Source organism: Fictibacillus sp. NPDC058756 (assembly GCF_042746035.1).
Taxonomy (GTDB): domain Bacteria; phylum Bacillota; class Bacilli; order Bacillales; family Fictibacillaceae; genus Fictibacillus.
This window is the reverse complement of the sequence record NZ_JBHYPU010000001.1, coordinates 290,355-317,002: the sequence shown is the minus strand read 5'-3', so window position 1 is coordinate 317,002 and position 26,648 is coordinate 290,355. Positions and strand designations below refer to the sequence as shown.

The following is a 26,648-nucleotide window of genomic DNA, read 5'->3' as shown; positions in this document are numbered from 1 at the left end:
GGTCTTTTTACCAGGCTGCAATCGAGCCATCTGTTCTTCCTTCTGTTCCTCCCGCGAGCACGCCTGTATCTGGATCTCTCCATATGATCTGTCCGCGGCCGAAGTTCCCTGAATCCATCGCAACCTGCACATCGTGTCCCTTTCTTGTTAGTTCTTCTGCAATATGAGCAGGCAATGAACGTTCAACAAGTACTTTTTTATCCTCCATCCACTGCCAGCGAGGTGCATCCAGTGCAGATTGCGGATTTAAATGAAAATCTACCGTGTTCATCACGACCTGTACGTGGCCTTGAGGCTGCATATATCCACCCATCACACCAAACGGACCGACCGCTTCCCCGTCTTTTGTTAAAAATCCTGGGATGATCGTATGATACGTTTTTTTGCCAGGCTCCAGTGCGTTATCGTGGTCAGGGTCTAATGAAAAATCGTGGCCTCTGTTCTGCAGGCCAATTCCTGTTCCAGGAACGACAACACCTGATCCGAAGCCCATGTAGTTGCTTTGGATAAACGAGACCATGTTTCCATCGTCATCTGCTGTTGCTAAATAGACCGTTCCTCCGCTTGGCGGGATTCCAGGTTCAGGCTGAAGGGCTTCAGCTCCGATCAGCTCACGTCTCACTGCCGCATACTCCTCAGACAATAGCCCTTCAACAGAGACTCTCATTCTTGTTCGATCAGTTACATATTTTTTTGCATCCGCAAAGCCGAGTTTAATGGCTTCAATTTGTTTATGGTACGTTTCGGCTGATTCTTTTTCTGTAAAATCAAAGCCTTTTAACGTGTTGAGTGCCATGAGTGCCACGATTCCTTGCCCGTTCGGCGGAATCTCCCACACATCATATCCTCTATAGTTCACTTTAATGGGATCTACCCACTCAGGATAAAACGAAGCCAGATCCTCACTTCGCAAAAATCCGCCTTGAGTTTCAGAAGCTTCGGCTATTCTTTGTGCGAGAGCACCTCTATAAAAGGATTCGCCGTTTGTTTCAGCGATCTCCCGCAAAGTCTGTGCATGGTCCGGTGAACGCCAAATCTCGCTAACCTCAGGAGCACGGCCATCAGGCGCAAAGGTTTTAAACCAGTTCTCAAATTCTTTACCCTTTAATTCACGTTTGTACGTTTCATAAGCTCGTTTCCAGTACTTGCCTAGAATCGGTGTAAGCGGATAGCCTTCTTCTGCATATGAAATAGCTGGTTCGAGAACTTCTTTTAATGAAAGCTTACCAAACCGGCTGGAGAGTTCTGCCCATGCTGCCGGTGCTCCAGGTACCGTAACGGGCATCCAGCCAAACTTCGGCATCGCGTCAAACCCAGCCTTCTTCACTTCCTCAATGGAAATTCCTTTTGGTGCAGGACCGCTCGAATTCAAGCCATGCAGTTCACCGTTCACCCAGACGAGTGCAAAAGCATCTCCCCCGATTCCGTTTGATGTCGGTTCTACAACAGTGAGACACGCGGCTGTGGCGATCGCTGCATCAACCGCGTTCCCGCCCTTTTTTAAAATATCAATACCCGATTGTGCCGCTAGCGGCTGGCTCGTTGCGACCATCCCCTTTTTGGCATAGACGGTCATCCTCTGAGAAGAATAAGGATTGTTCAATGCATTGTACGTAAGGTTTTGTTTTTTATGCGGTAATGTTTGATTCGTCTGATTCATCTCTTCACCTCTCGTATTTACCTTTCATGGCAGGCGATAAAATGGCCGTCATCAATTTGGCGCCACCACGGTTTTTCTGTTGCGCAATGATCTTTTGCGATGGGACAACGGGTATGAAACGGGCAGCCAGTCGGCGGATTGGAAGGACTCGGCAGATCGCCGGTTAAACGGATCCGTTCCCTTTTTCGCACGACAGCTGGTCTTGGAATAGCAGACAATAAAGCCTCTGTATAAGGATGCGTAGGATTTTCGTATAACTTCTCTACAGGCGCAAGTTCGACCATCTGTCCTAAATACATGACGAGCACCCGGTTACAAAGGTGACGGACGACTCCCAGATCATGCGAAACGAACAAATACGTCAATGCGTGCTTTTCCTGCAATCTTTTAATAGTTTAATAACTTGGGCCTGGACAGAAACATCGAGTGTGGAAACGGGTTCATCACATACGATAAAAGAAGGATTGATGGAGATCGCACGGGCGATGCCGATGCGCTGTCGCTGACCGCCGTTGAACTCATGCGATAATTTTCGATCTGTATCATCTATTTTCAATAAAATCACCACGTTTACTCTGAATGTGTTAATTCTAAGCGTTATTTTCTAAAAATTCAAATAGGGTTCCCAGCATTCGATTCACCCAGCTGTACTACAACAGTTTTAAAGTATCGGTTTTTTATAAAAATATGGATAAAAGCCAATAAAAACCTAGGGCAGATGACTTATTTTGTGAAAAAACCGAAAAATGTTATAAAACAGTAGTTGCAAAATATAATCTGTTATAATACAATGCATTATAATCAAATCAAACAAAAAAACAGGAGGAAATTAAAATGAAAAACTATCTTGAGCTTCACTTCAATATTCCAAAGAAAACGTGTGTCGAGTGTGGATGTGTGATCGAGGAGCAGCATGAATCTTACCTTTATGAGTGCGAACGCTGTATCGGAAAACACGAGAGGTAAATTTTTTTACACATACTGTTATACAACAATTAATATTTGTTTCATCTGTTCAATAACATAATCAGAAAGGAATGTCGCTAAAAGTGAAAATTGATACGTCAAGTCTTCATGTAACAGGAAATACACCGCCCGAATATGAAAAGATCTTAACACCTGGTGCAATACTCTTCTTAAAATCGCTGCATTTGCAATTCAATTCAACACGGAAAGAACTTCTTGAAAAGCGCAAGATCAAACAACAGGAAATTGATTCTGGGGTATTCCCCGCCTTTCTGAGTGAAACAGAGCATATCCGAAACAGCAATTGGACGATCGCTCCACTTCCTCAGGATCTTCAAGACCGCCGGGTTGAAATTACAGGACCTGTTGACCGGAAGATGATCATCAATGCTCTGAATTCCGGTGCAAAAGTTTTCATGGCTGACTTAGAAGACTCCAACTCACCGACTTGGGAAAATACAATTGAGGGCCAGATAAATCTAAAGGACGCGGTCAACCGGACGATTTCTTTTGAAGGACCAAACGGGAAAAAATACGAACTCGGGCATAATCCCGCTGTACTAATCGTTCGCCCCCGCGGCTGGCATTTAGAAGAAAAGCATATCGTTGTCGACGGAGAGCAAATGTCTGGAAGTTTAGTAGATTTTGGACTTTATTTTTATCATAATGCAAAAACGCTGATCGAAAACGGTTCTGGTCCTTATTTTTATCTTCCTAAGATGGAAAGTCACTTAGAAGCGCGTCTCTGGAACGATGTGTTCATCTACGCGCAGGAACAGCTGGGCATTCCAAGGGGTACGATTAAGGCGACTGTACTTATTGAAACCATCGTTGCGGCATTTGAGATGGATGAGATTTTATATGAATTGCGCGATCATTCAGCAGGCGTGAACTGCGGACGCTGGGATTATATTTTCAGCTATATTAAAAAGTTTCGAAGCCAGCCGCACGTGATTTTACCCGACCGTTCTCTTGTTACGATGACTGTGCCATTCATGAGATCGTATTCGTTGCTTGCGATTAAGACGTGTCACAAACGGAATGCACCTGCAATCGGCGGGATGGCTGCACAAATTCCGATTAAAAATGATGAAAAGGCTAATGCGGCTGCTTTTGAAAAAGTGCGGGCTGATAAAGAACGCGAGGCAACTGACGGCCATGACGGGACATGGGTTGCCCATCCAGGACTCGTACCTGTTGCTATGGAAGTGTTTGACCGAATCATGCCAGAGCCGAACCAGATCGACCGCAAACGTGAGGATGTCGTTGTAACTGCTGACGATTTAGTGGCTGTACCAGAAGGCGAAATTACAGAAGAAGGCTTGCGCGTCAACATAAGTGTCGGTATTCAGTACATCGCTTCATGGCTGAGAGGAAAAGGCGCAGCGCCGATCAATCACCTGATGGAGGATGCGGCTACTGCTGAGATTTCAAGGGCCCAAGTATGGCAATGGATCCGTCATCCGAAAGGCGTTTTGAGCGATGGCCGTAAAGTTACTTTCGAGCTCGTAGAGGAACTAAAGTTAGAAGAAGTTCAAAAATTGAAGCAGCAAATGAGTGAGGATTCATTCAATAACGGCCGTTTTATGGAAGCTGTCGGGCTGTTTGATGAACTGATTCGCGAAGATGAGTTTCAAGATTTCCTGACTAACAGAGGCTATGACATTTTATAAATGGATGATTTAAGGCTTTTATGTGACCCTTCATTGACAAGTTGATTGGAGCTTAATGTGCGAGACTCCTGCGGGACGAGTGGGACAGGTGAGACTCCTGAGGCGCAAAGCGCTAGGAGGCTCACCGCCCGCTCCGCGGAAAGCGAGCATCTGGAGCGGAAATCTAATAAAAAATAAATGACATTAAGGAGAGGGACTAATGACTAATTCACGTGTGGAGAAGCTTAAGGAAATGTGGAAAAATGAGGAGCGCTGGCAAGGTGTAAGCCGCCCTTATACAGCCGAAGAGGTTATCCGTTTGCGCGGATCGATCGATATTGAACATACCCTTGCAAATCATGGGGCAGAAAAATTCTGGAACATGCTACAAAATGAAACATATGTAAACGCTTTAGGGGCTTTAACGGGGAATCAGGCCGTTCAGCAGGCAAAGGCAGGTCTGAAAGCCGTATACTTAAGCGGTTGGCAGGTCGCAGCAGACGCCAACCTTTCTGGAAACATGTATCCGGATCAAAGTTTGTATCCGGCGAACTCTGTGCCACACGTAGTAAAACGCATTAACTCTGCTCTTCAGCGCGCAGATCAGATTCAGCATTTAGAAGGCGGAAATGAAGTGGATTACTTCTTGCCGATCATAGCGGATGCCGAGGCTGGGTTTGGCGGACAGCTGAACGTATTTGAACTGATGAAAGGCATGATCGAGTCAGGCGCTTCCGCTGTTCACTTTGAAGATCAGCTGTCTTCTGAGAAAAAATGCGGACATCTTGGCGGAAAAGTGCTCCTTCCGACTCAAACGGCGGTTCGAAATTTGATTTCGGCTCGCTTGGCAGCTGACGTGATGGGTGTTCCGACTGTGCTGATCGCCCGTACGGACGCTGATGCAGCTGACTTGATCACGAGCGACATCGATCCCGTTGACCAGGAGTTCATCACTGGTGAACGTACAGCTGAAGGATTTTATCGTACAAAAGCTGGTCTGGATCAAGCGATCGCGCGCGGTCTAGCTTATGCGCCATACGCTGATTTAATCTGGTGTGAGACATCTGAACCTAACCTGGAGCAGGCACAAAAGTTTGCAGACGCGATTCATGAACAGTTCCCTGGCAAACTATTAGCCTACAACTGCTCCCCTTCTTTTAACTGGAAAAAGAAGCTGGATGATGCGACGATCGAAACCTTCCAGCAACAGCTTGCTGCGATGGGCTACAAGTTCCAGTTTGTTACTTTGGCTGGCTTCCACGCGCTCAATCACAGCATGTTTGAATTAGCAAAGGGCTACAAAGCTCGCGGAATGGGTGCTTATTCCGAGCTGCAGAAGCGCGAGTTTGATAGTGAAGTGGATGGCTACACCGCTACACGCCACCAGCGTGAAGTCGGAACTGGCTACTTTGACGAAGTAACACAGCTCGTTTCTGGCGGAACAGCATCTACAACAGCATTGACAGGATCTACAGAAGAAGATCAGTTTCAGCAGCAGGAAGCCTAACTCGTTATATAGAGAGAATAAATGGATAGGAGAAATATAAAGAAGGACAGGAGACGGTGTCTCCTGTCCTTTCAGGTGTTTTTAGGTACGTGTTCTTTTTTCTGTTACACGTACGCTCAAAATTATTAGGCTGCGCTCAAAAAAGTTGTGTTACGCTCAAGATTACTCCGCGCGCTCAAACTGAGTTAAGTTTCGCTCAAAATTTCTCTTTTACGCTCAAAGTACCTATTTTCCTTATAAAAAGCAGGGGGGACAGACCCGGGTCTGTCCCCTCATATTTTCCTATTAAGCTTTTACGTCGCGCTTTTGAAAAACGGTGAACGTGATGGCGAGCATCACTGCTGTATAAAACGCGAGCATACTGATGGAAAACGGCAGCGTCAAATCTTTAATCAGCTGATTTTGCCCATCAATCAATGTGCTGAGGTCCATGTTTGCAAACAGTGTGTAAATGATCCAGTCTTTGTTAGCCAGCAGCATCACGATTGTGTTTCCAGCAAACATCGTGAACATCGCAACACCAATCGCGACAGAGTTACTCAGGAAGAGTGTGGAGATCATAAACGATAATGCGACTAGTGCAGTTAATTCTATAAATTCTACACCGATGTTCGCAAATACATATTCTACAACTGTTCGTTCTCGTACTTCCTGATTATCTGTAACGACTAAGTACGACTGATCAATCCCTCCAAATCCATAGGCGAGACCGCCGACGAGCCATGTTGTCGCAATAACTACAAGCCACATGACAAACGCAAATCCAAGCGTTGCTAAAAACTTCGACAAAAGAATCTTCCACCTGCTGTACGGGCGGATCAGCAGCATCTTAATCGTCCCTTTTGAAAACTCACTTGATACGATATCACTCGCCACAACGATTACAAACAATCCGATTAAGGATGAGATCGGAGCCATTTCTTTCATGTACTTCCAAGTTGTTTTTTCATAAGGCGAAATGTCATTTTCAATGGCGTACTCGTTCTGCTTAATATTAGATTCAAGCATCTCGATATAAAACGCATCATCTTCGTTCTTCTTTGCTTCTTCTAGCGCTTTTTTATCTTCTTCCGTCGTCTGTTTCAATTCTTGCTTCCAATTCTCGTTCACTTCAGCATCCGTTGCCACCTTATCGTAAACTGCGACACCGATAATAATTAAAATAGGAAGTGCGATAAAAATCCACGTTCTGATTCTGCTAAAGATCTTAATCCATTCATTCGTTAACAGGGACAGCCACTTCATTCATATCGCCCCCTTTCTTTGTCATCTCTAAGAATCGCTCTTCAAGCGTCTTCGTTTTGCGTTGGATACCAACTACGAGAACACCAGCAAGCACCAACTGTTTGTTAATCTCTGCAATCGATTTTACGTCAGAAGTCTGAACGATCAGTTCGTTCCCGCTTTCCGCCACAGCCAGCTCAGGATTCATATCTGAAAGAACCTTCTTCGCCTGATGGACGTCTCCTTCGATATGGAAGTGAACCTTCACATCTGCTTCATCTTCCTGGTTTGTGATCTCATCAATTCGAACAAGCTTTCCATGCTGAATGATCGCAACACGGTCACACATCATCTGCATCTCAGCAAGCATATGAGAAGAAACGATAACGGACGTTCCGTTGTTCGCAAGCAGACGCAAATAGTTTCTCAAATCATAGATTCCTTGTGGATCAAGACCGTTTGTAGGCTCGTCCAGAATCAACACGTTCGGCTTATGTAAAAGCGCCTGGGCGACACCAAGACGCTGCCTCATTCCGAGAGAATACGTCTTTACTTTGTCGTGAATCGCATAATCTAAGTCTACGAGCTTAATTACTTCATCGATTCTTGCCTTCGTAACACCAGGCATGATTCTCGCATACTGCATCAAGTTTTTGTAGCCTGACATAAAATCATAGAGCTGAGGATTTTCAACGATTGCTCCGACTTGTTCCATCGCTTTTTCATAGTTTTGGCGAACATTGGTGCCATTTATAAAAACATCACCGTCCGTGATCGAAATCAGTCCTACAATCATGCGAATCGTCGTGGTCTTCCCCGCACCATTAGGTCCGAGCAATCCAAAGATCTCGCCTTCTCTGACCGAGAAAGATAAATCATCAACTATTGTTTTGCTCTTAATCTTTTTCGTTAAATTTTTGAGTTCTAGCGTATGTGTCGTCATAGTTCCTCCTATCCTATCCCTTTAACATATCTTCCACTAATAAATACGATTAAGAAAGGACAATAGTTTCATAAATTTGTAAATAAACCCAATTATAGGGGTGGGGGTAGGGGTCTGACCCCTACCCCCACCCCTATACTTATGCGGTCTTTTTCCGCTGCAGTTCTATCTTAGTCAAACGAGTAGAGATATAGACACCGAATATCACAAAGACTCCGCCTAACGCTTGGTACCAGGCAATTTTTTCATCGATAAATAGTACAGCAAAAATCGCCGCAAATACCGGAATCAGGTTAAGAAAAATTCCTGCTTTATTCGGTCCGACTCGTTCTACAGCTGTATTCCACGACATAAATGCAACAATAGAGGCAAAAACACCTGTATAAAGAATCGTCAATATGGAACCTGCCGACCATACGATTTCAGTCGTTCTCGCCTCCTGTATAAAGAAAGGAAGCAGAATAAATATACCAAGAACCATCGAGACTGCAAAGGTACTATATCCTGGTAATTTTCCAGCATTTTGTTTTACCAATAATGAATAGATGCTCCAGCAGATCACCGCCGCAATCACGATCAGATCTCCTGCGTTAAATGAAAACTTCAGCAAGACATCAAGTGAACCTTGAGAAATAATAATAAGCAGACCCGCCAATGACAGCACGGTTCCGATAATCTGGTTACGGTTCAACCGTTCGCCCAGCATGAAAAAGGATAGTATATAGATGATAATTGGTGTTGAAGTATTAACAAGTGATGCGTTTATGGAAGTCGTGTAATGAAGAGCTATATATAAAAGCGTGTTAAATCCGGCCACCCCAGTGACCGCCATTAGCAATACAATCCGCCACTTTTTCTTAACTATTGGCCATTCCCTTTTAAGCAAGGGCCAAACAAATGGCAGAAAGATAAGGAAAGCTGTGCACCAGCGCAAAAAGGATAGTGAAACGGGCGGCAAACTGCTCGTAATCGCACGCCCGATCACGAAATTTCCTCCCCATATTAAAGTAGCCACAACAAGCAGTACATATGGATTCATTTTTTTCATCGTTGATCTCACCGCTTTCTGAATGTTGCTCTTACTATATCAATTTTTGATTAAAAGCAGTAATCGTTCTGCTTATCTCCAGTAAAATTAGTAATTTCGCCTTAATCTTCAAATTCCAAGCTTTTTCTCTTTAAAAATTCTTCCAATAAGGTACAATTGAAACTAAAATCATTTTAATACTTTACTTCGTTAAGTAAAAGCAGAAGAAAGAAGATGACATGATGAAACCATACCGAACGCATTTGATATTATTCTTTGTTATGATCGCGTGGGGTTTGAACGTAACGGCTACCAAAATTCTTGTTACGAACTTTTTGCCTGTTACCATCACGGGCATCCGTGTGTTAACAGCGGGCTTAACAGTATTTCTGCTTCTTTTTTTAATAAAAAAAGTCCGATGGCTGACAAAAAAGGAATTCTGGTACGTTTTTGTTGCCTCTATTTTTAATGTTGTTGCCCATCACTATTACTTGTCCATCGGTCTGACCGGAACGACTGCAACAAACGGCGGATTAATCATGGGGATGTCACCGCTTCTCACAACGATTCTGGCTATCCTTTTTATCGGTACACCTTTAACACCGCTGCGTGGAATTGGTCTGTTGTTGGGTTTCACCGGCGTTGCTTTCATCGTCCTTGAAGGCAGTGAGGTTACGGGGATTTCGTTCGGGGATGCTTACATTCTTTTATCAGTACTCACTCAAGCTGTAAGTTTCATCTTGATCAAACGCGTGGCGCACACGCTGGATCCCCGCTTGATGACCGGTTATATGATGGTCATCGGTTCCCTGTTCTTGATCGTGATTGGACTATTTGAAGAGCCTGAAGGATTTGCCGGAGTGGCCGCAAATTCAACAGTGTCATTATGGCTGATCTACTTCGCTTCTGCCTGTATTGCAACAGCGGTGGGGCACATGTTTTATAATGAGGCAATCGGTAAAATCGGAGCATCCGAAGCATCCATCTTCATTAACTTAAATCCCTTCTTCGCATTGGTCGGCGCGTCTTTATTTTTAAATGAAAAAATCGGATTCCAGCATATCTTAGGCTTTTTGCTTATCATTTCAGGGGTTCTATTAGGATCTGGTGCTGTTGAGGAGATTCGGGCGCGGCGGATCAGAAGGAAAGAACAGTACGGAATATCGAAATGATCTATTATTTGTAAAAACAGAAAAACCAGCAGGAACACTCTCACTCCCGCTGGTTTTTTATTATTTATCGTGCTTCTTTTACTATAATCTCAACTTTTTCACTTTCATTCCCAGCTAAATCAACTGCACTCACATAAATAACAGCATGATTTTTCTGTTTTTCAATCTTTACTAGGAAGTTTCCTTTTTCGTCTGCTGCAGCGGAAGGCATTACATTCCCGTCAACATCTTTTACATACACGATCGATCCTGCCTCTGCCGTTCCAGCAACCGTTTCCTTCGTCACTTTCGTCACAACTGGTGCTTCAGGAGCTGTTTTGTCTGCTATGGTTACAGTTGCCACTTCAGATCGATTGCCAGCAGCATCAGTAGACGTTACCTCCAGTACAGTTCCAGCTTTTTGAACTGGAATTTCAACTGTAAACGTCCCATCTTCAGCCGCTTGCCCATCTGCCAGCAATTCACCGTTTACTAATATAGCAATTGTCGAAAGTGGTTCCGCTGTTCCTTTTACCATTGTATCTCTATCACTAACTTCATCAACCAACGGGGCATTCGGTGCAACGGTATCGTTATTCACAAACAACTTGCCGAAATCAGCCGGGTAGTCATCAGCGCTGTATGTGTAAACCGCTTCATTTCCAGCGATGTCAATGATCTTCACTTGTTTAACAAGCCACTCTCCGTGTTCTGCATCACCAGGAACCGGAATGGTAACATGCATCAATCCGCTCTCATCTAAATAGTCGGTGTTGCCTGTCAAGACTTGCTGACCGCTCGAGCTCACCAGTTCAACTTCAACAAATGCTGGTACCGTTTGAGAATCTTCTGCAAAAATCGTTAATTCAGCTTCTTCGCTGCCTTTCACTTCTGGTGTTTGGAAAATCACTTTATTGATTGTAGGCGGCGTAAAATCAAATTCAGTGTTTTCCACGTTAAATGTTCCGAATGTATCGGGATAGTTTTCAGCTGTATACGCTGCATCTAAAACATTGCCTGCAAAGTCTCTCGCGATGATTTGAGAAACCCTCCACTCACCAGGTTCTGTGTAAGGCGGAATAGAGAACTCTCCCATAAAGTTACCTTCTTCATCCGGATAAAGGTATGAACTCGTCATTCCTTTACCTGTTGGACTCTTCATAAAGATTTCAATGCTCTCGATACCAGTGTTATCATCCGTTGCGGCTATTCTTACTACGTTCGTATCTTCTGTCACCATTGAATCTTTTTCAAACGTTACAGATTGAACGACTGGTGCATTTGTATCTTCATTTGCATTTACGACTTCAAATGTGCCAAACTCAGCCGGATACTCTTCTTCATAAAACTGATGATCCACATTTCCTGCGTTGTCCTGTGTGTAGACATTCCAAACTTTAAACGTTGAATTTTTCATATAAGAAGGAACAACAAAGTTGCTCGTCCAGAAACCATCTTCACTTTGATAGATTCCGTCTATATAAAGTCTTTGTCCAAAATCGTTTCTCAGTTCAACTGATAAATTGTTGATTCCAGACAAATCATCATCTGCTTCAAGCTGAAGTGTATTTTCTTGTCCTGCTTCAACAACTCCGTTTGAAAATTGAATGCTGGAAACTGTCGGTGCCGTATTGTCAGGATTGTCGTTCAACACTTGAATGGTGCCAAATGAAACTGGGTAGTCACCCATGTAGTCATCCCAGTTATACTGATTTCCTGCAGCATCACCTGCATACACCCAGTCTATTTTCCACTCACCTGGGTCTGTGTATTGCGGAACCCACCATGTTGCTTCAAACGTTCCATCTTCTGTTTTTACAAAGTCAGTCACGTAATCGTAGCCGCGTCCTGCTGTATTGTATAAGCCGAGTGTAATCCACTCTACTCCTGTATCATCACTCGCTGAAACTGTAATTTTTGTAAAATCCCCTGCCTGCACTTGCTCTTTTTCAAAAGTAATAGCATCCACAGTCGGAGCTGTTACATCGATTTCTTTCACTTCATTCAATATTGTAAAATCATAATTCTCAGGCTGATCGATTTGTTCGCGCGTAAAAGTACTGCTGTTGTAGCTGTCATCGTATAGATAAATGCTTTGCAGCTGCCACGTTCCAACTTCGTCAAATGAAGTTGCTGTAAACTGGCCTGTCCAATGATCTGGACCAGATAATTCGATTACACGCTCTTCCCCCTGTGGAGATAAATACGTAAAGCGTGCTTCTAGCATAAAATAAGCCGAATCCGGTGCGTAAAGATCAAACCAAACCTGTTCGTTTATTTTCGCTTCTTGCGGACTTACCGATAAACTTTCGTAAGTCGGATAGTCTTCGTTTGCAAAACTAGTAAAAGGAAAAATACTAAACATTAATACTGCCATTAAAAATAATGAACTGAATTTCCTTTTCAACTCTTTCTTCTCCCCATTCCATTCATATCACTGCTTCATTATCATACAATAATTACTGGAAAAATAAAGATATATTTTGATAATTTTAGAAAATAGTACTAGATTACTAAACAACATGAAAAAGATGCTGCTCAAACACTCAGCAGCACCCTTACGAATCTATTTTTTATAGAAGCAGATAAGCCAGTGGAGTCGCTAGGATTAACGCCAACACCGTACGCTGGAACCAGATCAGCACAAGCTTCGGCAAACTCACCGGAATTTCCGTAGATAATACACATGGAATACTTGCTGAGAAGAACAAGATAGAAGCAACGGATACAACTCCGATTACGAATTTCGTTACAAGTGCCGCTTCAGCAACAAGCAATGCCGGCAGGAACATCTCAGCTACCCCGATTGATGCCGCTTTCGCTGCAAGCATCGCATCCGGAAGCTGAAGCGCCCACGTGATTGGATAGAACACGTAGCCAATCCAGTCAAATACAGGCGTGTATTCTGCTAACAAAAGGCCGATCAGACCGACGCTCATGATCGAAGGCAGTATACTCATCGCCATCACGAAGCCGTCTTTTAAGTTGGACCAGATATATGATAAAAAAGCTGGAGCGCTGCTTGATGTATCCATCGCGTTTCTCCATGCTGTTTGTAAATACTTTTCGTTTACGACTTCCTCTGGATGACCTTCTCCACCAGCATAGGAATCTTCCATTCTGCTAAGCGGTCGAAGTCTTACCGTAATCGCAGTTACAAGGAATGTCACAACAAGTGTCGTCCAGAAGTACGTGTTCCACATTTCCATCAGACCGAGCGTGTTTGCCACAACGATCATGAACGTTGCAGAAACGGTAGAGAACCCTGTCGCGATAATGGCCGCTTCTTTTACCGTATACTTTCCTTCTTTAAAAACGCGGTTTGTGATGAGAAGAGCGATGGAATAACTGCCGACAAATGAGGCAACTGCATCCACCGCTGACCTGCCCGGCGTTTTCCAGATCGGCCGCATGATTTTTTGTACGAGCACTCCGATGAACTCCATCAAACCATATCCTACAATAAAGGCTAGGAAAACAGCTCCGATCGGAACGAGCAATCCTACAGGAATCACAAGTTTTTCAAATAAAAACGGTCCCATATTCGGGTCGCTTAGCCAGCCAGGACCCCATTCAAAATAAAGAAGGACAGCCGCGATCAATCCCACAACTTTTAAGAGTGAGAACGTGGTTGTGACCCGGTCTTTGTTCCACGTTTTCGTGTAGAACGGATAAACGGCTCCGAGAAGAATGACGAGCAATGCATAGAGCGGAACGGCTTCACCCGCCGCATCCCTTACCCAAGTCACGAGGTGATCGAGCGGAATAGACGACTTTCCTTTGACCGTAATCGGAATGAAGAACATGAAAATACCAACTGCACTGAACAAAAGAAATTTTAAGGAATGAGACCAGGAACCTGCAGTTTTCACTTCTTTCAACTCCCTTTCCGTTGATAAGCCCGCCGTGCCAGGCTCTCTCTACATCTTATCGGGACAAAGTTCGAATTATGCCGAGTCATGCTTGTACTATTTTCATAAGTTATTTTCCCTTTCTGTACCTTTTCATGTCTGATTATTAGGTGTCTAGGGAATAACATTTACATAATCAAAAAACAGGAGTGTTTTGAATGAAGTATTTTATTAACGTGAATAAAAGTGTGGAAGAAGAGTATGGGAAGATGTTTGTTTATGATCCTAGCCGCAACAAAGAAAACGAAGATGAGCTCGAAGTGATGAACAACCTGGACGAGCAGGATCAGGGGAAGCCTTATATTTTCCCGAAGAGCTTTTTGTTAGAGGTTTCTGCTGAGGATTATGAAAGGTATGCTGAGGCGAAAAAGAGTAATGGAGATGTGGAGTCGGTTGCAGAGTCGATATTGGAGAAGTATAAAAAATAAAAAAAATGCCGCTGGAACTCTAGTCCAGTGGCATCTCTTCTTTTACTAATTTTTATTAATAGTTAATGTAATATCTTTCGTGTTCTTGCCAATTGCCCCACCATCGTTTTTAAAGATAGTAGATTTATTCTCCTCTGACGGTTCGATATGGATGTTCAGCTTGTTCTCTCCATCAGTCAAGTTAACTGTATGTGAGAACGTCATGTCCTCATTGATCGTGACTGCTTCACCGTTGATCGTCATCACGCCTTCTTTAATCGCATTTCCTTTTAGCGTGATTGTGTCAGATGTTACGGTTTGTCCGTCTGTATGAGATGTTACGACAACCGGCATGTCGATCCAGCGCAGGATTTTATCTTGAACAACCATCTCGTTGCCGCCTTGGTTCGTGACGACAAAGCTCAGATCCGTTCCTGGAGCGCCATAGCCGTAGTTGCTCACGTCATCATCGTTCGGGTTAGCTGGCGTGTGGTCAGCAAGCCCTTCTTGATCCCACGAGCTGTTCTTCGCGTACTTGTACGTAATGACTTCGCCTTCTTGCGCTTCAAACGTGTATTCATAATCGTTCGTTACAGCACCACCGCGCGTCATCTTCCACGCACCTGTGTTCCAGCCGTTCTTGCTGCCCGGGATCGTAATGTCCACGCCCTGTGGTGTATGAGCTGGTGCGTTTACTTTCATCGTTACTTTTACCATCACAAGGTCAGGCGTTACGGTTACCGCGTTCGACTTCACGCTGTTACCCGTTTTGTCGTAGATGTGCACTTCGTATGAATACGATTTGCCGTTTGTCACGTTCATGTCTTTGTAAGCCGTTGCATTCGTATCCAGGATCTGATCGATCACTTCTCCGTCTCGGACAATGGTGAACAAGTATGGCTCGTTCGCTCCTTCAACTGACCACTTCAGGTTCACTTGTCCGGATTCTTGAGCCGGCTCCTCCAGTGTAACAGAAGATGCCGGAGCCGTTGTGTCGTCACCTTTTGTGAACGTTACGGATTTTGCTTCACTAGTTATCCACGTTCTTCCTAGATCTGTCGAAAACGCATAACGATAATCGTAAGTTCCTTCGTTAAACGGCAGGAATGTACCGCTGAAACTGTTGAACTCGCCGTTTTGCGTTGTGTAGCTTGCTTGATGTGATGTCCATGTGTCCTTGCCTGGTTCCTTCACTTGAAGTGTTGCTTGCAGACCTTCCGCTAAATCACTTTCTGTTTCACCTTTTATAAAAATGTCAGCTGAAACAGTTTGTACTTTGGAAAGATCGATCACACCGTTTTGAAGCTCCGTTACATTAGCAATCTCATAGTTTCCTTCTTTTAAAGCAACGTGCGGGATTGCAGCATCCGATTCTGTTTTCACAGATTCGTTATTGTCTTTGTCAATGGCAACGACTGCAAAATAATATTTGCGGCCGTTATCTAAGCCATCAATTTTGATAGAATGATCTTTTGTTTCTGCTACCTTTTCATAAAAAGCACCAGAGATTGTCGTTTGGTAGACTGCATAACTTCTCGAGTCGCCTTCCCATGTCAGCGATACTGAGTGGCTAGCTTCCGTTGCCTTCACGTTCGTTACCGCTTCAGGGCTCTTTAAGTTCTGTCCCTTGTCAGACACTAGCATGCGTCCCGTCATCGCCGGAACCGTAACAGTAAGCTTTCCGTCCTTCACGCTTGCTTTGTATGTTTTATCGAGCTGATCAGTCAGCTTCACGTTGTTTACGATCAGCTTCTTCACATCCAGCTCAACTGTTTTTTCTTCACTGCCGCGGTTTGTGATCACGACCGCTGCGTTCTTTTTATCAGTACGCGTGTAAGCAAGCACATCTTTTTCAGCATATAGATGATTCAGTTCGCCATAGCTGAACAGATTATGATAATCAGCGCGCACTTTACCGATTGCTTGATAATGCTTCACAAGATCCTTATCTTCAGATCCCCACGGATATGTTCTGCGGTCATCCGGATCTTTTGAGCCTGTAACACCAGCTTCATCTCCGTAATAAACGGTCGGTGCCCCGGCATAGCCCATCTGTAAAATTGCCGCAAGCTTCAAGCGCTTTACGCCAAGCTCGTGGTTGTAGTTCGGGTCGAGTTCAGCACGCTCATAGGAATCTGTGCCGTTGCCAAGCACGAATGCTGCACGAGGTGTATCGTGCGACCCCATTAAGTTCATGAGCGCATAGAATGCTTCCTGCGGGTAATCTTCAAATACAGCGTTAAGCTGATCTTCAGCACCCTTTGCGTTTCCGTTCTTTAAGTAATCAATCATCGCACCGCGGAAACGGTAGTTCATAACAGAGTCGTAAAGATCGCCAAGGAAGTATTCTGAAGCATCATCCCAGATCTCGCCAAGGATCAGCGGATCATCCTTCTTACCTTCCTTCAGTTCGTCACGGAACTCTCTCCAAAACTCAGTATCTACTTCGTTCGCGACATCCAAGCGCCAGCCTGATGCACCGCGGTCCAGCCAAGATTTTGCCGCAGAATCCTCGTCATACATGATGTAGTCTGCGAATGGCTTATTGTTGAGTTCAGAATCATAGTCTACTGCTTCTCCAGGAATGGATTTGATCTCCGGAAGTGAATCGAAGCCCCACCACGCCTGGTATTTATATACGCCGTTCACCTTATCGTTTTCGATGTTAAACCAATTGTGGAAGCCATATGAACTGAATTTCTGTCCTTCTGCTGTGAACTTCTCTTCAGTTTGTTTCTTCGCTTCTTCTTCTGTTAAGCCTTGTTCTTTCATAAGGTCATAGATGCTCGCCCAATATTCGTAAGCACCAACCGTATCGTATTTTCCGTAACGGTCAAAATAGATCGAGTCGTCACCAACGTGGTTGAACACGCCGTCTAAGATCAGGTGCATCTTGCGTTTTTTCAGTTCTTTTGTAAAAGCTTTAAATTCTTCAGGTGTCCCGAACATCGGATCGATCGCTTTGTAGTCCGTCGCATCGTATTTGTGGTTCGATGCCGCATATGCGATCGGGTTCAGGTAGAGCGTGTTTACGCCAAGAGACTGAATATAGTCCAGTTTCTTCTGAACACCGGCGATGTCACCGCCAAAGAAATCGTTCGACCAGATCTCGTCGCCTTCGTATCCTTCTGTTTCAGCTTGACGCGGGTTGTCCGGAAGCTCGCTCCACTCTTGATGTTCGATAGGTTCTTCACCGCGCGCTGTTGTTTTTGCTGTATCGTTCTTTTTGTTGCCATTGAAAAAACGGTCAGGGAAAATCTGATACACAACAGACTCCTTCATCCAGTCTGGTGTTTTATAAGAAGGATCGTAAACGGTTATTTGGAAAAGACCAGCGTTCGAGTCAGCAACCGCACCTTTTCCGCCTTCCGCAGTGTCCTCACCGTATTCTTTTACAGCATCTCCATCACGTGCCGTAAATTTATATCCGTAAACGCCTTTTTCTTCAGGTTTAACAGTGGCTTCCCAAAGCTCGATTTCTTCACCGTTAACCGTTGTCCATCCGGCATTCTCCATATCTTTTACAGTCGTGCTGCCAGAGTTGTAATTTCGCAAGTATAATTTGGCGCCAGTCAGGTCACCTTTTTTCGTTTGAAGGCGCAGTGTTACGTCTTCACCCACTTTGATTGCTCCAAATGGTGCACGGAATGCTTCGTTCCACGTCTCATGGTACAGCTTGTCCCCGTTCACGCTGCCGTCCGGCAATCCCGGATCATAGTTCGTGTACACTTCTTTTGTGTCATGGTTATAAAAGAACGTAATTTCATCTTCTTTTATAACGTTTAATACAAAGTTGTTGGCTGGATATGCAGGGGCACTCCAGTCGTTTCCGAGCACAATTTTAAACTCGTGCTTTCCATTTGGTACTTGTGTTGTATATGTGTAGACATTGTCTAGATCTTCATCTTGTAAAAGTGCCGTTGATTCCCCAGGTGCCCATTCACCGCCAGCTCCGATATCCGGCTGGATGTCTCCGACGATACGAGGAGTCTGTTCTTCCGGAAGTGGTTCAGGAATTGTCACTTTATGCGTCGTGTCGTCATACATAAACGTTACCTCTTTTTCAGAATCGAGAGTAAGTTTGTAGTTGTCACCACCCGCTTTTCCGTCAACGCCATAGTTCTCATCCCAAGAACCGTTGATGGCTATCTTGTATTCGTACGTGCCAGCTGGGAGAGTGCCTGTCAGCTTGTACTTTCCATTCGGCTGCAGCTCCATCTTTGTTGCAGGATCAGCTGGATTCCATTCACCAGATCCGCCAAGTTCGTTTTGCAGGCTGCCAACGAGGGTCACTGTTCTTTCTTCAGCTGCCGTTTTCGCTGGCTGTATAAGCAGTGCAGATGCAAACGTTTGCAAAATCATCGTAAATAATAAAAGCCATGAAACTGCGTAACGCGATTGTTTATTCCTCACTTTTTATCCCCCTTTTAAAATGTTGTGCAAATAAGCGAAAGCGTTTGCACAAAACCATTTAAGTCAGCGCTTTCATTTCAATTATTATCCCATGTTTTCTTTTATTGGAAAATGCGCCATTCGGCTGATAAGGCTGTAAATAAATAGGTAAATATTCTCATTTTTCCTTAAAACCTTTATAACTAAATCACTTCTAACCGATATAATGCATGAATCACGAATAATGGAAACGTAAAAGGATAAAGGCAAACCTATGGAAACATAGCGACGCAAAGCTAAAGGGGCTTCTGCACACCGTGTAATGCCTGCCAGCTGCCGTTTTTTCGGAGCACACTCCGCCAAACGGCATGAGTGTGTCTTTTTATTGTTTTCCAATTCTTTAAATAAGAAAGGGAGAATGAAAGTGAAGAAAATTTTAAGTTCATTTTTAGCGTTAGGACTTGCAACAACTGGGTTTGGACCGTCCGTTTTTGCTAACACAGGCGCTGGAACACCAGTGGATGAACCCGCTGAAGAAACGAAAACAGATGAAACAACCGAGGCGACAACACCAGAGGATGAAAATACAACAGATGGTACGGTGACTGAGGAATCTGCTGAATCCGAAGAGCCTGCAGATGAAGAACCATCTGAAGAAGAAGCACCAGACTTAGTACCTGGAGATTTCTTTTATTTTGTAAAAATCATGATGGAGAAAATCCAGCTGGCTGTAACGACAGATGACTATGAAGAAGCGAAACTTTTGGCTGATTTTGCAGCTGAACGTATTAAAGAAGCAAATGTCCTTTTACAAGACGGTGATGTTGAAGGCGCAACAAAGCTTTTAGAAGAAGCGATCGCTCAGCAAGAGGAAGCTGTTGAAATAGAGGAAGAAGCTTCTGAAGAAGAAACAGCTGAAGATGTAACCGAAGAGGAAGCAGCCGAGGAAACACCTGCTGAAGAAGGCACAGTAGACGGTAAAACTGGTGACGAAGAAGCTGCAGAAGAAGATTCAGCAGCTGAAGAGGAAGAAGACACTACTACCGAGCTTGAGAAAAAGTTTTTCCAAAATATCGTAGCGTTAATGACTGCTCTTGAAAAGATTGATAACCCAAAAGCACAAGAAGCACTTTCGAAAAATATTGTTAAAGCGTTTGGAAAGCTAGAAAAGAAAATAGCAAAGCATGAGAAGAAGCAGAATAAAGAAGATGATGAGTCCACTGAGGAAGAAGATCCTTCATCCGATACACCTGAAGCGGAAGAGCCAGAAGCTGAGGAGCCTGCAGCGGATGAGCCAGCTGGTGACACAACAGAAGTTGATGAAGACACTGCTTCTGTAACAGCAGTACCTGTAAAAGAAAAGCAAACAAAGAAGCAGCCTGTTGTTCCTGCTCCTAAAAAAGAGCAGCCCAAGAAAGAACATCCTAAAAAAGAAGATGTGAAGAAAGAAGCTCCTCCAGCGAAGGAACAGCCGAAGAAGGAAGAGCCAAAGAAAGAGCAGCCTAAAAAAGAGGAAGCTAAAAACGAAGATCGCGGAAAAAATGATGATCATAAAGAAGAAAAAGCCAATGATGATCGTAAAAATGACCGTGGAGACGATGAAAAAGGTAAAGATAAAGAGAATAAAGGCAAGAACAAAGAATCGTAATGAACCCTGCCGAAAAAGTTTGGCAGGGTTTTTACACATAATCGCACGTTATTTTATAAAATCACAGGTTAGCGGCCTGGAATCGCACGTTAAAATGAAAAATCGCACTTTATTTAAAAATACGCGATTTTCGACACGAGGTTTTATTACCAGCAACCTTGCTCCCTCCCCAAAAATAAAACACCAGGTCCTCTCTGGAAGGTAGAGGCCTGGTCCGTTTTTATATCTTATTCAGCTGACTCCTCAGTTGATTCCTCATCTGTTGTAGTTTCTTCAATAGAACCTTCCTCTGTTGATGTTTCTTCATCTTGATTTTCAGTTTGTTCCGTGTTTGTTTCTTCTTCCGTGTTGTCTTCCTGGTTGTTACATGCAGTGATTAACATAATTGCCAAAAGAGATGCTCCGATTTTCGCCATAAACGTTTTGCTCATCTTAAATTGCTCCCTTCGGATTTTCATTATGATTTGCATGAGTATGGGATTTGTTTGTCCCTGCTCAGAATATATCACGAAAAAAACCCGAAAAGACGGAATTTACCAAGTCATAACGGAGACTTTACACTTCCTAAACCATCTTTATATTGGCTTAATATTAATGAAAATTAAAAGTTTCAAAAAACAAAAAAGGTAAAATATGTTATAATTTATCTAATGAAGGGAGGGTATATCGATGGCAAAAAAGGCAAAGATATTTATAAGTTCTGCATACGAAGATGATCTCAAGTCACTTAGAACTAATGTTGGACGTGTTTTAAGAGAAGCAGGACACGAACCTTTACTTTTTGAAGAGAATTTCGCACCTTGGGATGAAGATAAACTTCAAACTTGTGTAGATATGGTTATGCAATCTGATATTTTCATTCTTCTGATAAAAAAACAATCAGGTAGCTTAATCCACGACGAACAAACTACTCCCACATACATTGAATATTTTACCGCATTGAATTCAAAAAAATACATTATTCCTTTTGTAGATAAAGCAGTAAAAAATTTGTATGATGATTTTCTTCATCAAATGATTGATAACGAATATACACAATATAGAGAAGGTCATGGTGGAACAGAACCTGATTACAATATTGCTTTGGTAAGACAAGCTATTGAAAAATTACCCCAACCTTATAAAGAAAAAATTAATTCAATCCATCCTTTTGTCTGGGGTTTTATTTATGAAGTTAGACGATCTACACCATGGTTGTATGACCTTGATATTGCCGAATCAGATATATTTTATGACAACTTAAAAAGTTATTTGAGTTCGAATCTAGCGATAGGAATTCAATATGTACCAATGGTGAAGGACATTATGGCAAATGCTGATGCCGCTAGTGAATTTACTACATATAAAAAATTCACAAATGAATTACTGGCAACAATAGTTGATGGTACAATTACAAACTGGTCTTACTTTCTTCATAAAGTTTCCGAACAACTTACTGAGGGAAATATTCTTATAAGAGAAGGCACAAAGTTAGAAAAGATTATTGGAAAACATAATTCATGTGAAGCAATTACAGTTTATAGAAAAGAAAACGATAAAAATTTGATGAGTCTAGTGGATTATTGGGGTAATACTTCACCAAAACTCTTTTATGATTTGTCAGACAATAGCTCTTACGTAGCTGAGACTTATTCAAACGATGTTGAATCTTTATATTTTAGAGAAGATAAACAAATGCTTTATTTTACTTTAAAGGTACACGAATTTGTTCTCTGTTTTCATTTCAAGTTAAGTGGTTACTGGATCGATAAGAAAGTATCTGTCTATGAAAAAGAGATAAAATCTGCTATTATGAAACCATCACTTTATTTAGAATTTGTAATAAATTTAATTGGAGGTATCAGATATGAGAAATTTGAAAACGTTTGATGATGGCAAGGTTGTTCTTGTTTCTACTGAGCCTTCCAAATCAATTAATCGTTACACGAATGAAAAAATGAAGATGTTAGAACAATCTAGTCAAAGAGTACTTAAACGATTGGCCGAAATACAAACAATGAGGGTTAAAGCATAATATGTAAAAAGAGCCTATTAAAGGCTCTTTTTTTTGTGTTTCTTATAACATAAGTTCATAATGCAGCACATATTGAGGTCCAATCGGTCCATGTTTGATCTGGCCGCGGTCTTGAAATCCTGCTTTTTCGTACAGTTTTTTGGCAGGTTCATTTTTAAAGTTAACCGCTAAAATAAGTTCGTTGATTTCAGGAAAATGGGTGGAAACAAACGCTGGCAGCTGCAGCATTGCTTCTTTCGCATAGCCTTTCCCCTGCTCTTTTTGATTGATGGACAATGCACGAATGACCATGGCATTCGGATTCGCTGTAAAATCACGAATATTTTCACCTGCATGCAGAACAAAAAAGCCTACTGCCGCGTCTGAAGCCATGATAACCACTGGGTTTCGGCTAGGATCTTCTTTGCATATTTCCAAAGCGTCACTTGGCATGGCGGTGAATTTCTTTTGGTCTTCTGCTAGATCAAAGGCATTAAGAGCTTCACGATGAATTTCATCGAAAAAAGTGAGTACAACGTTCCCCATATTCATAACCCCTGTTCATTTTATTGTTCAATTAGTGATTCTGCCGCTTTCAGCCAAGCTTTTGCCATCAGTTCGTTCCCTTTTTTTCTCATATGTACACCGTCTGATGTTAATGACACGTCAGGCTTTTTTGTTAGGTGATCAATAAAAACGTCATGTGTCGGGACGAGCACTGCATCATACTCCACCGCCAGCTTTCGAACGGCTTCAACATACGGAATCAGCATCTGATTTCCCTTAGATTGCGGGTTCTCTTTTATGATCGTCGGTTCCATAAGTACGAGTTTTGTAGTGGCGGGAAGCTGTGACAACAATTCACGATAAACCTCCTCGAATTTAGAAACATCCACCTGATTAAGGTCCGGGCTGTCCAGCTGTCTCCACACATCGTTGATCCCAATGGAAACCGTTAAAAGATCAGGCTCTAAATCAATGACATCCCGCTCCCACCGGAAAGCAAGGTCTGTAACGCGGTGCCCGTTGACGCCTTTGTTGATAACCTTTACATCCTCTGGCAGCACTTCTTTAATCATGCGGACATAGCCGTTCCCCAGTCTTTCAGGATCTGTATTTTTATTAGAAGCTGTGATGCTGTCGCCGATAAAAATAATTTTCAAGGCTGTTTCCCCCTCCGATTCGTTTCTCTTATTTTACCATGTGCGCGAATAAAACATGATTTAGAGGATTTTGGACGGCCGTTTTGGAATACATATAGAAAATCCTTTTTACAGGAGGAAGAACATGATCGAAACTGCTGTTCATCGCCAGGTTACATTAGGTCAGACGGAAAAGATGCCGTCCTATCGTATGGATTTGCGGCAATATAAAAGTCAGAAAGAATATGAGAAGTTTGTAAAAGTAAATACGGTGAATGACTGGTCGACCGTTTCATGGAAAGACATCGGGAAGCCGTATGAAGTGACTTCGTTTTCGAAGGAAAAACTGGATTGGGAGAAAGAGCATGGCGAGACCCTGCCTGTCCACACTTCCTGGAGGATGTTCAACCAGTCTTTTCATGAGTGGTTTTCGAAGGATGTTCCCGCTGAAATCCACGATAAGAAAGGTGCCTTTTTTCATAGTTTAAAAAGCTTTAAGCCTTCTGAAGTAAAAGTAGCGCTCGGAGATTATTTGCGCATTCATTTATGGAATTATGTTCACCGGGTACAGGATGGCATTTGGGATCCACGCGGAAAGCGTGCGCTATTTGAAGGGCTAGATGTTCAAAAACCTCGCATTTTATTTTTGGGAGCAGCAGAAGGTTATGAAGCGATGCAGTTATCTGCGATGTATCCGGGCGGCGAAGTGGTGATGATCGATTATGATTCGTTCTGCCGGGATGCGAGGTTTGCAGAGTTCCCTGAATCGTATCCCTTTTTAGGGAAAAACCCTAGTACAGGCGGAGAAAAAGTTTATTTTAAAGATGATTTTAACATTTCTTATGTGGTGGACGACATTCGCAATCTTCCGTACGGGAAGGAGTTTGATATCGTGCTGAGCGTCGGTTTGCTTGAGCACTTCCCAGATTCCATGAAGGCTGAGGTTGTGGAGTGGCACCGGAAGTTCTTAAAGCCGGGTGGCTATATTGTGATGACAACTCCCCGAGCCCAGCTTCGGTCCAAGCTATATTACGAGATCATGGCGGATGTGATGAACCATACGTACCGGGAGCTCATGACGTTAGAGCAGATGGGACTTTATCTGTATGAGAACGGACTCGATATTATGAAGCATGGCTATATAAAAGTGCATAATGGGATTGTGGCGAAGGCGAAATAATGAATTTTAGCGAATGGTGGTCGTTATGAAAGTTGGGACAGCACGAGCAATTGCTGCTGAATGGGTGATGCTGCATTTGAGTGAAGAGCCTTGGTTTCGCGGAGCCTATTTTAGCGGTTCGACAATTCTTCAAAACGAAAATGAGGATATGTCAGCATCGTCTGATATGGATGTTGTTGTCGTTATGGCTCATGATGAAACACCTCTAAAACTTGGAAAATTTCGATATGAGGGAGTGCTGATCGAAATTACGTATTTGCCGTGGAGTAAGCTTCAATCAGGCGAAGATGTGCTGACAGACTACCATCTTGCAGGAAGCTTTCGAGTAAACACCATCATTAGTGATCCCACGGGACATTTGGAAAAATTGCAGCAATATGTGTCAGCGCATTTTGCGGAGAAAACTTGGGTTCTTCGGAGGTGTGAGAATGCTCGCCTTCGGATTGAACATGGGTTGAAGTCTATTAATCCCCGGGATACCTGGCATGATCAAGTGACCTCTTGGCTGTTTCCAACCGGGGTGACCTCTTGGCTGTTTCCAACCGGGGTGACCACTCATGTCATCCTAGTGGCAGCCCTTCAGAATCCAACGGTCAGGCTGCGGTATTTAAAGGTCCGAGATGTCTTGAAGGAGTATGGTTATGAGGATGTTTATTCCGAGCTGCTTAGATTGTTGGGTGTTTTTTATTTGACTGCGGAACGGGTAGAACACCATTTACGCACGCTTGAACAAACATTTGATGCCGCTGTTTCTATAGCAAAGACTCCTTTCTTCTTTAGCAGTGATATTACGGCGGAAGCACGGCCGATTATCATTGACGGAAGTCGCGAACTTATACGATCAGGAATCCACCGGGAAGCTGTTTTTTGGATGGTGGCGACGTTTGCACGAAGTGGACGGTAGTGATGGAATTCAATTTAAACATCGTCCAGCTTTTGATGCGATGGCTGCAGACCTTGGAATATCTTCAACAGATGATTTAACTCGGAGGGCTGAAGACGTTCTGGATTTCTTGCCTAGACTTTGGGAGACAGCTGAGTTGATTATTTCTGCAAACCAGCATATTTATATAAAGAGACATTAACAATAACAATTTTGCGAGGAAACGAAATGATGAATCAAAATGAGGGACATCATAATAAACTCAAAAAGTTATATGAAACACAAAAAGTTACTCTGCATGTGTTGTTGGGACTTATTTATTCAGCATTCATAGGAACACAGCTTGGAAGGATTCAAGCAATTTCTGACTTTAATTATACGCTGCATGAACTATTGTTTTTACCGGCAACTTTGGCCTTTTACCTTGGTCCTTTAATGTTTATTGTTTATTTGTTCCTTTTTATTAAGTACGTCAAAAGACGAGGAAGGTCCCGTTTTGAAATAAAATCTGCAGTGAAAGCTTTTACGATCATCGCTTCCATTGTTGCGATTTTAATCGTGGTGAATCATCAATCTAAAGAAGTATCAACAGCCGGAATCTTTGTATTGGAACAGAAACTTCTAGTTGACGGAGAATATTATTTGGTTATTGATGACAGACATATCAAGGTCTCTAGGAATGAATTTCAATTAGCTGAAGTAAATAAGGAGTACCTTGTAAGTTTTGTATGGAACCCTCAATCTTCACAAAATGGCTTGCTGGAAACCATTGAACCGGTTAAATAAAAAAACGGCACACATATATGACGATATGTGTGCTTCTTTTTGTCGTTAAAAATAATAGGGTATGAAATTGAAGCTTGAAATGGAGCATTTCCTCTTAGGCGGTTTACTCCATTTCAAGCTTTTATGATAATTGTGTGGGGTCAGTCCCCCCTTATTTATCTAGTTTGAAGGTTTTC

General features: G+C 43.0%; 22 protein-coding genes, 1 pseudogene and 1 riboswitch. Of the genes and pseudogenes, 12 read left to right on the top strand and 11 right to left on the bottom strand.

Annotation, left to right across the window (positions count from 1 at the left end; genetic code table 11):
• Positions 1 to 7 precede the first annotated feature (7 nt).
• Complete coding sequence (locus ACFW35_RS01565; RefSeq protein WP_379843267.1) at positions 8 to 1,660, bottom strand: gamma-glutamyltransferase family protein; 1,653 nt, start codon at positions 1,658 to 1,660, stop codon at positions 8 to 10.
• A 17-nt stretch (positions 1,661 to 1,677) separates the two neighbouring features.
• Positions 1,678 to 2,186, bottom strand: a pseudogene (locus ACFW35_RS01560) (oligopeptide/dipeptide ABC transporter ATP-binding protein); the annotation flags it as partial.
• 308 nt (positions 2,187 to 2,494) lie between these two features.
• Between ACFW35_RS01560 and yhfH the strand changes: the two are divergent.
• The 3 genes from yhfH (at position 2,495) to aceA (ending at position 5,785) form a co-directional block, all read left to right on the top strand.
• A complete protein-coding gene (gene yhfH / locus ACFW35_RS01555) occupies positions 2,495 to 2,626 on the top strand; it encodes a protein YhfH (RefSeq protein WP_083207884.1) in 132 nt (43 codons plus the stop codon).
• A 71-nt stretch (positions 2,627 to 2,697) separates the two neighbouring features.
• Entirely contained in the window at positions 2,698 to 4,299 is a 1,602-nt protein-coding gene (aceB, locus tag ACFW35_RS01550) for a malate synthase A (protein ID WP_379843265.1), read from the top strand.
• Between the two features lie 199 nt (positions 4,300 to 4,498).
• Entirely contained in the window at positions 4,499 to 5,785 is a 1,287-nt protein-coding gene (gene aceA, locus ACFW35_RS01545) for an isocitrate lyase (protein ID WP_379843264.1), read from the top strand.
• A 285-nt stretch (positions 5,786 to 6,070) separates the two neighbouring features.
• Here aceA and ACFW35_RS01540 read toward each other — a convergent pair whose 3' ends face one another.
• From ACFW35_RS01540 to ACFW35_RS01530, 3 genes are all read right to left on the bottom strand, one after another.
• Positions 6,071 to 7,030, bottom strand: coding sequence for an ABC transporter permease (locus tag ACFW35_RS01540; RefSeq protein ID WP_379843262.1), 960 nt, complete (start codon positions 7,028 to 7,030; stop codon positions 6,071 to 6,073).
• Entirely contained in the window at positions 7,002 to 7,952 is a 951-nt protein-coding gene (locus tag ACFW35_RS01535; RefSeq protein WP_379843260.1) for an ABC transporter ATP-binding protein, read from the bottom strand. Before ACFW35_RS01535 ends, ACFW35_RS01540 begins: the two co-directional genes overlap by 29 nt.
• Before the next feature lie 139 nt (positions 7,953 to 8,091).
• Positions 8,092 to 9,000 (bottom strand): DMT family transporter, encoded by a 909-nt coding sequence (locus ACFW35_RS01530; RefSeq protein ID WP_379843259.1) that lies wholly within the window; start codon positions 8,998 to 9,000, stop codon positions 8,092 to 8,094.
• A 221-nt stretch (positions 9,001 to 9,221) separates the two neighbouring features.
• Here ACFW35_RS01530 and ACFW35_RS01525 point away from each other — a divergent pair, with 221 nt between their 5' ends.
• Positions 9,222 to 10,151, top strand: coding sequence for a DMT family transporter (locus tag ACFW35_RS01525; RefSeq protein WP_379843257.1), 930 nt, complete (start codon positions 9,222 to 9,224; stop codon positions 10,149 to 10,151).
• A gap of 64 nt (positions 10,152 to 10,215) precedes the next feature.
• On the opposite strand, the gene ACFW35_RS01520 is transcribed toward ACFW35_RS01525, so the two are convergent.
• A complete protein-coding gene (locus ACFW35_RS01520; RefSeq protein WP_379843255.1) occupies positions 10,216 to 12,537 on the bottom strand; it encodes an Ig-like domain-containing protein in 2,322 nt (773 codons plus the stop codon).
• A 166-nt stretch (positions 12,538 to 12,703) separates the two neighbouring features.
• Complete coding sequence (locus ACFW35_RS01515; protein WP_379843254.1) at positions 12,704 to 14,002, bottom strand: YjiH family protein; 1,299 nt, start codon at positions 14,000 to 14,002, stop codon at positions 12,704 to 12,706.
• Positions 14,003 to 14,199: 197 nt separating this feature from the next.
• Here ACFW35_RS01515 and ACFW35_RS01510 point away from each other — a divergent pair, with 197 nt between their 5' ends.
• Positions 14,200 to 14,469: a hypothetical protein gene (locus tag ACFW35_RS01510; RefSeq protein WP_379843252.1), complete on the top strand. Its 270-nt coding sequence runs from the start codon at positions 14,200 to 14,202 to the stop codon at positions 14,467 to 14,469.
• A gap of 45 nt (positions 14,470 to 14,514) precedes the next feature.
• Here the strand turns inward: ACFW35_RS01510 and ACFW35_RS01505 are convergent, their stop codons facing one another.
• Positions 14,515 to 18,810, bottom strand: coding sequence for an alpha-amylase family glycosyl hydrolase (locus ACFW35_RS01505; protein ID WP_379847348.1), 4,296 nt, complete (start codon positions 18,808 to 18,810; stop codon positions 14,515 to 14,517).
• Between the two features lie 285 nt (positions 18,811 to 19,095).
• A riboswitch (cyclic di-GMP riboswitch) is annotated at positions 19,096 to 19,181 on the top strand.
• Positions 19,182 to 19,264: 83 nt separating this feature from the next.
• On the opposite strand from ACFW35_RS01505, the gene ACFW35_RS01500 reads away from it, so the two are divergent.
• The gene (locus ACFW35_RS01500; protein WP_379843251.1) at positions 19,265 to 20,488 is read left to right on the top strand and encodes a DUF5667 domain-containing protein; all 1,224 of its coding nucleotides are present in this window, start codon (positions 19,265 to 19,267) and stop codon (positions 20,486 to 20,488) included.
• A gap of 227 nt (positions 20,489 to 20,715) precedes the next feature.
• On the opposite strand, the gene ACFW35_RS01495 is transcribed toward ACFW35_RS01500, so the two are convergent.
• Positions 20,716 to 20,919 (bottom strand): hypothetical protein, encoded by a 204-nt coding sequence (locus ACFW35_RS01495; RefSeq protein ID WP_379843249.1) that lies wholly within the window; start codon positions 20,917 to 20,919, stop codon positions 20,716 to 20,718.
• Positions 20,920 to 21,157: 238 nt separating this feature from the next.
• Here ACFW35_RS01495 and ACFW35_RS01490 point away from each other — a divergent pair, with 238 nt between their 5' ends.
• Complete coding sequence (locus ACFW35_RS01490; RefSeq protein WP_379843247.1) at positions 21,158 to 22,357, top strand: DUF4062 domain-containing protein; 1,200 nt, start codon at positions 21,158 to 21,160, stop codon at positions 22,355 to 22,357.
• The gene (locus tag ACFW35_RS01485; RefSeq protein ID WP_379843245.1) at positions 22,335 to 22,502 is read left to right on the top strand and encodes a hypothetical protein; all 168 of its coding nucleotides are present in this window, start codon (positions 22,335 to 22,337) and stop codon (positions 22,500 to 22,502) included. Before ACFW35_RS01490 ends, ACFW35_RS01485 begins: the two co-directional genes overlap by 23 nt.
• Positions 22,503 to 22,544: 42 nt before the next feature.
• Here the strand turns inward: ACFW35_RS01485 and ACFW35_RS01480 are convergent, their stop codons facing one another.
• Together ACFW35_RS01480 and ACFW35_RS01475 are read right to left on the bottom strand one after the other, a co-directional pair.
• Positions 22,545 to 23,027, bottom strand: a complete 483-nt coding sequence (locus tag ACFW35_RS01480; RefSeq protein WP_379843244.1) for a GNAT family N-acetyltransferase — start codon at positions 23,025 to 23,027, stop codon at positions 22,545 to 22,547.
• 20 nt (positions 23,028 to 23,047) lie between these two features.
• Entirely contained in the window at positions 23,048 to 23,644 is a 597-nt protein-coding gene (locus ACFW35_RS01475; RefSeq protein ID WP_379843242.1) for an SGNH/GDSL hydrolase family protein, read from the bottom strand.
• A gap of 124 nt (positions 23,645 to 23,768) precedes the next feature.
• Between ACFW35_RS01475 and ACFW35_RS01470 the strand changes: the two genes are divergently transcribed.
• From ACFW35_RS01470 to ACFW35_RS01455, 4 genes are read left to right on the top strand one after another with little or no spacing between them, the layout of a single operon-like run.
• Positions 23,769 to 24,803: a class I SAM-dependent methyltransferase gene (locus ACFW35_RS01470; RefSeq protein ID WP_379843241.1), complete on the top strand. Its 1,035-nt coding sequence runs from the start codon at positions 23,769 to 23,771 to the stop codon at positions 24,801 to 24,803.
• Between the two features lie 25 nt (positions 24,804 to 24,828).
• Positions 24,829 to 25,707: a hypothetical protein gene (locus tag ACFW35_RS01465; RefSeq protein WP_379843239.1), complete on the top strand. Its 879-nt coding sequence runs from the start codon at positions 24,829 to 24,831 to the stop codon at positions 25,705 to 25,707.
• Entirely contained in the window at positions 25,688 to 25,888 is a 201-nt protein-coding gene (locus tag ACFW35_RS01460) for a hypothetical protein (RefSeq protein ID WP_379843238.1), read from the top strand. The genes ACFW35_RS01465 and ACFW35_RS01460 overlap by 20 nt, the downstream gene beginning before the upstream one ends.
• A 26-nt stretch (positions 25,889 to 25,914) precedes the next feature.
• Positions 25,915 to 26,472, top strand: coding sequence for a hypothetical protein (locus ACFW35_RS01455; RefSeq protein ID WP_379843237.1), 558 nt, complete (start codon positions 25,915 to 25,917; stop codon positions 26,470 to 26,472).
• Positions 26,473 to 26,648 lie beyond the last annotated feature (176 nt).

What these genes read in the sequence shown, in the direction of transcription:
- ACFW35_RS01495 (WP_379843249.1), bottom strand. Translation starts at nt 20,919, where the DNA reads ATGAGCAAAACGTTTATGGCGAAAATCGGAGCATCTCTTTTGGCAATT.
- ACFW35_RS01525 (WP_379843257.1), top strand. Translation starts at nt 9,222, where the DNA reads ATGAAACCATACCGAACGCATTTGATATTATTCTTTGTTATGATCGCG.
- aceA (WP_379843264.1), top strand. Translation starts at nt 4,499, where the DNA reads ATGACTAATTCACGTGTGGAGAAGCTTAAGGAAATGTGGAAAAATGAG.
- ACFW35_RS01530 (WP_379843259.1), bottom strand. Translation starts at nt 9,000, where the DNA reads ATGAAAAAAATGAATCCATATGTACTGCTTGTTGTGGCTACTTTAATA.
- ACFW35_RS01565 (WP_379843267.1), bottom strand. Translation starts at nt 1,660, where the DNA reads ATGAATCAGACGAATCAAACATTACCGCATAAAAAACAAAACCTTACG.
- ACFW35_RS01535 (WP_379843260.1), bottom strand. Translation starts at nt 7,952, where the DNA reads ATGACGACACATACGCTAGAACTCAAAAATTTAACGAAAAAGATTAAG.
- ACFW35_RS01485 (WP_379843245.1), top strand. Translation starts at nt 22,335, where the DNA reads ATGAGAAATTTGAAAACGTTTGATGATGGCAAGGTTGTTCTTGTTTCT.
- ACFW35_RS01510 (WP_379843252.1), top strand. Translation starts at nt 14,200, where the DNA reads ATGAAGTATTTTATTAACGTGAATAAAAGTGTGGAAGAAGAGTATGGG.
- ACFW35_RS01540 (WP_379843262.1), bottom strand. Translation starts at nt 7,030, where the DNA reads ATGAAGTGGCTGTCCCTGTTAACGAATGAATGGATTAAGATCTTTAGC.
- ACFW35_RS01465 (WP_379843239.1), top strand. Translation starts at nt 24,829, where the DNA reads ATGAAAGTTGGGACAGCACGAGCAATTGCTGCTGAATGGGTGATGCTG.
- yhfH (WP_083207884.1), top strand. Translation starts at nt 2,495, where the DNA reads ATGAAAAACTATCTTGAGCTTCACTTCAATATTCCAAAGAAAACGTGT.
- ACFW35_RS01455 (WP_379843237.1), top strand. Translation starts at nt 25,915, where the DNA reads ATGATGAATCAAAATGAGGGACATCATAATAAACTCAAAAAGTTATAT.
- ACFW35_RS01505 (WP_379847348.1), bottom strand. Translation starts at nt 18,810, where the DNA reads ATGATTTTGCAAACGTTTGCATCTGCACTGCTTATACAGCCAGCGAAA.
- ACFW35_RS01490 (WP_379843247.1), top strand. Translation starts at nt 21,158, where the DNA reads ATGGCAAAAAAGGCAAAGATATTTATAAGTTCTGCATACGAAGATGAT.
- ACFW35_RS01480 (WP_379843244.1), bottom strand. Translation starts at nt 23,027, where the DNA reads ATGGGGAACGTTGTACTCACTTTTTTCGATGAAATTCATCGTGAAGCT.
- aceB (WP_379843265.1), top strand. Translation starts at nt 2,698, where the DNA reads ATGTCGCTAAAAGTGAAAATTGATACGTCAAGTCTTCATGTAACAGGA.
- ACFW35_RS01470 (WP_379843241.1), top strand. Translation starts at nt 23,769, where the DNA reads ATGATCGAAACTGCTGTTCATCGCCAGGTTACATTAGGTCAGACGGAA.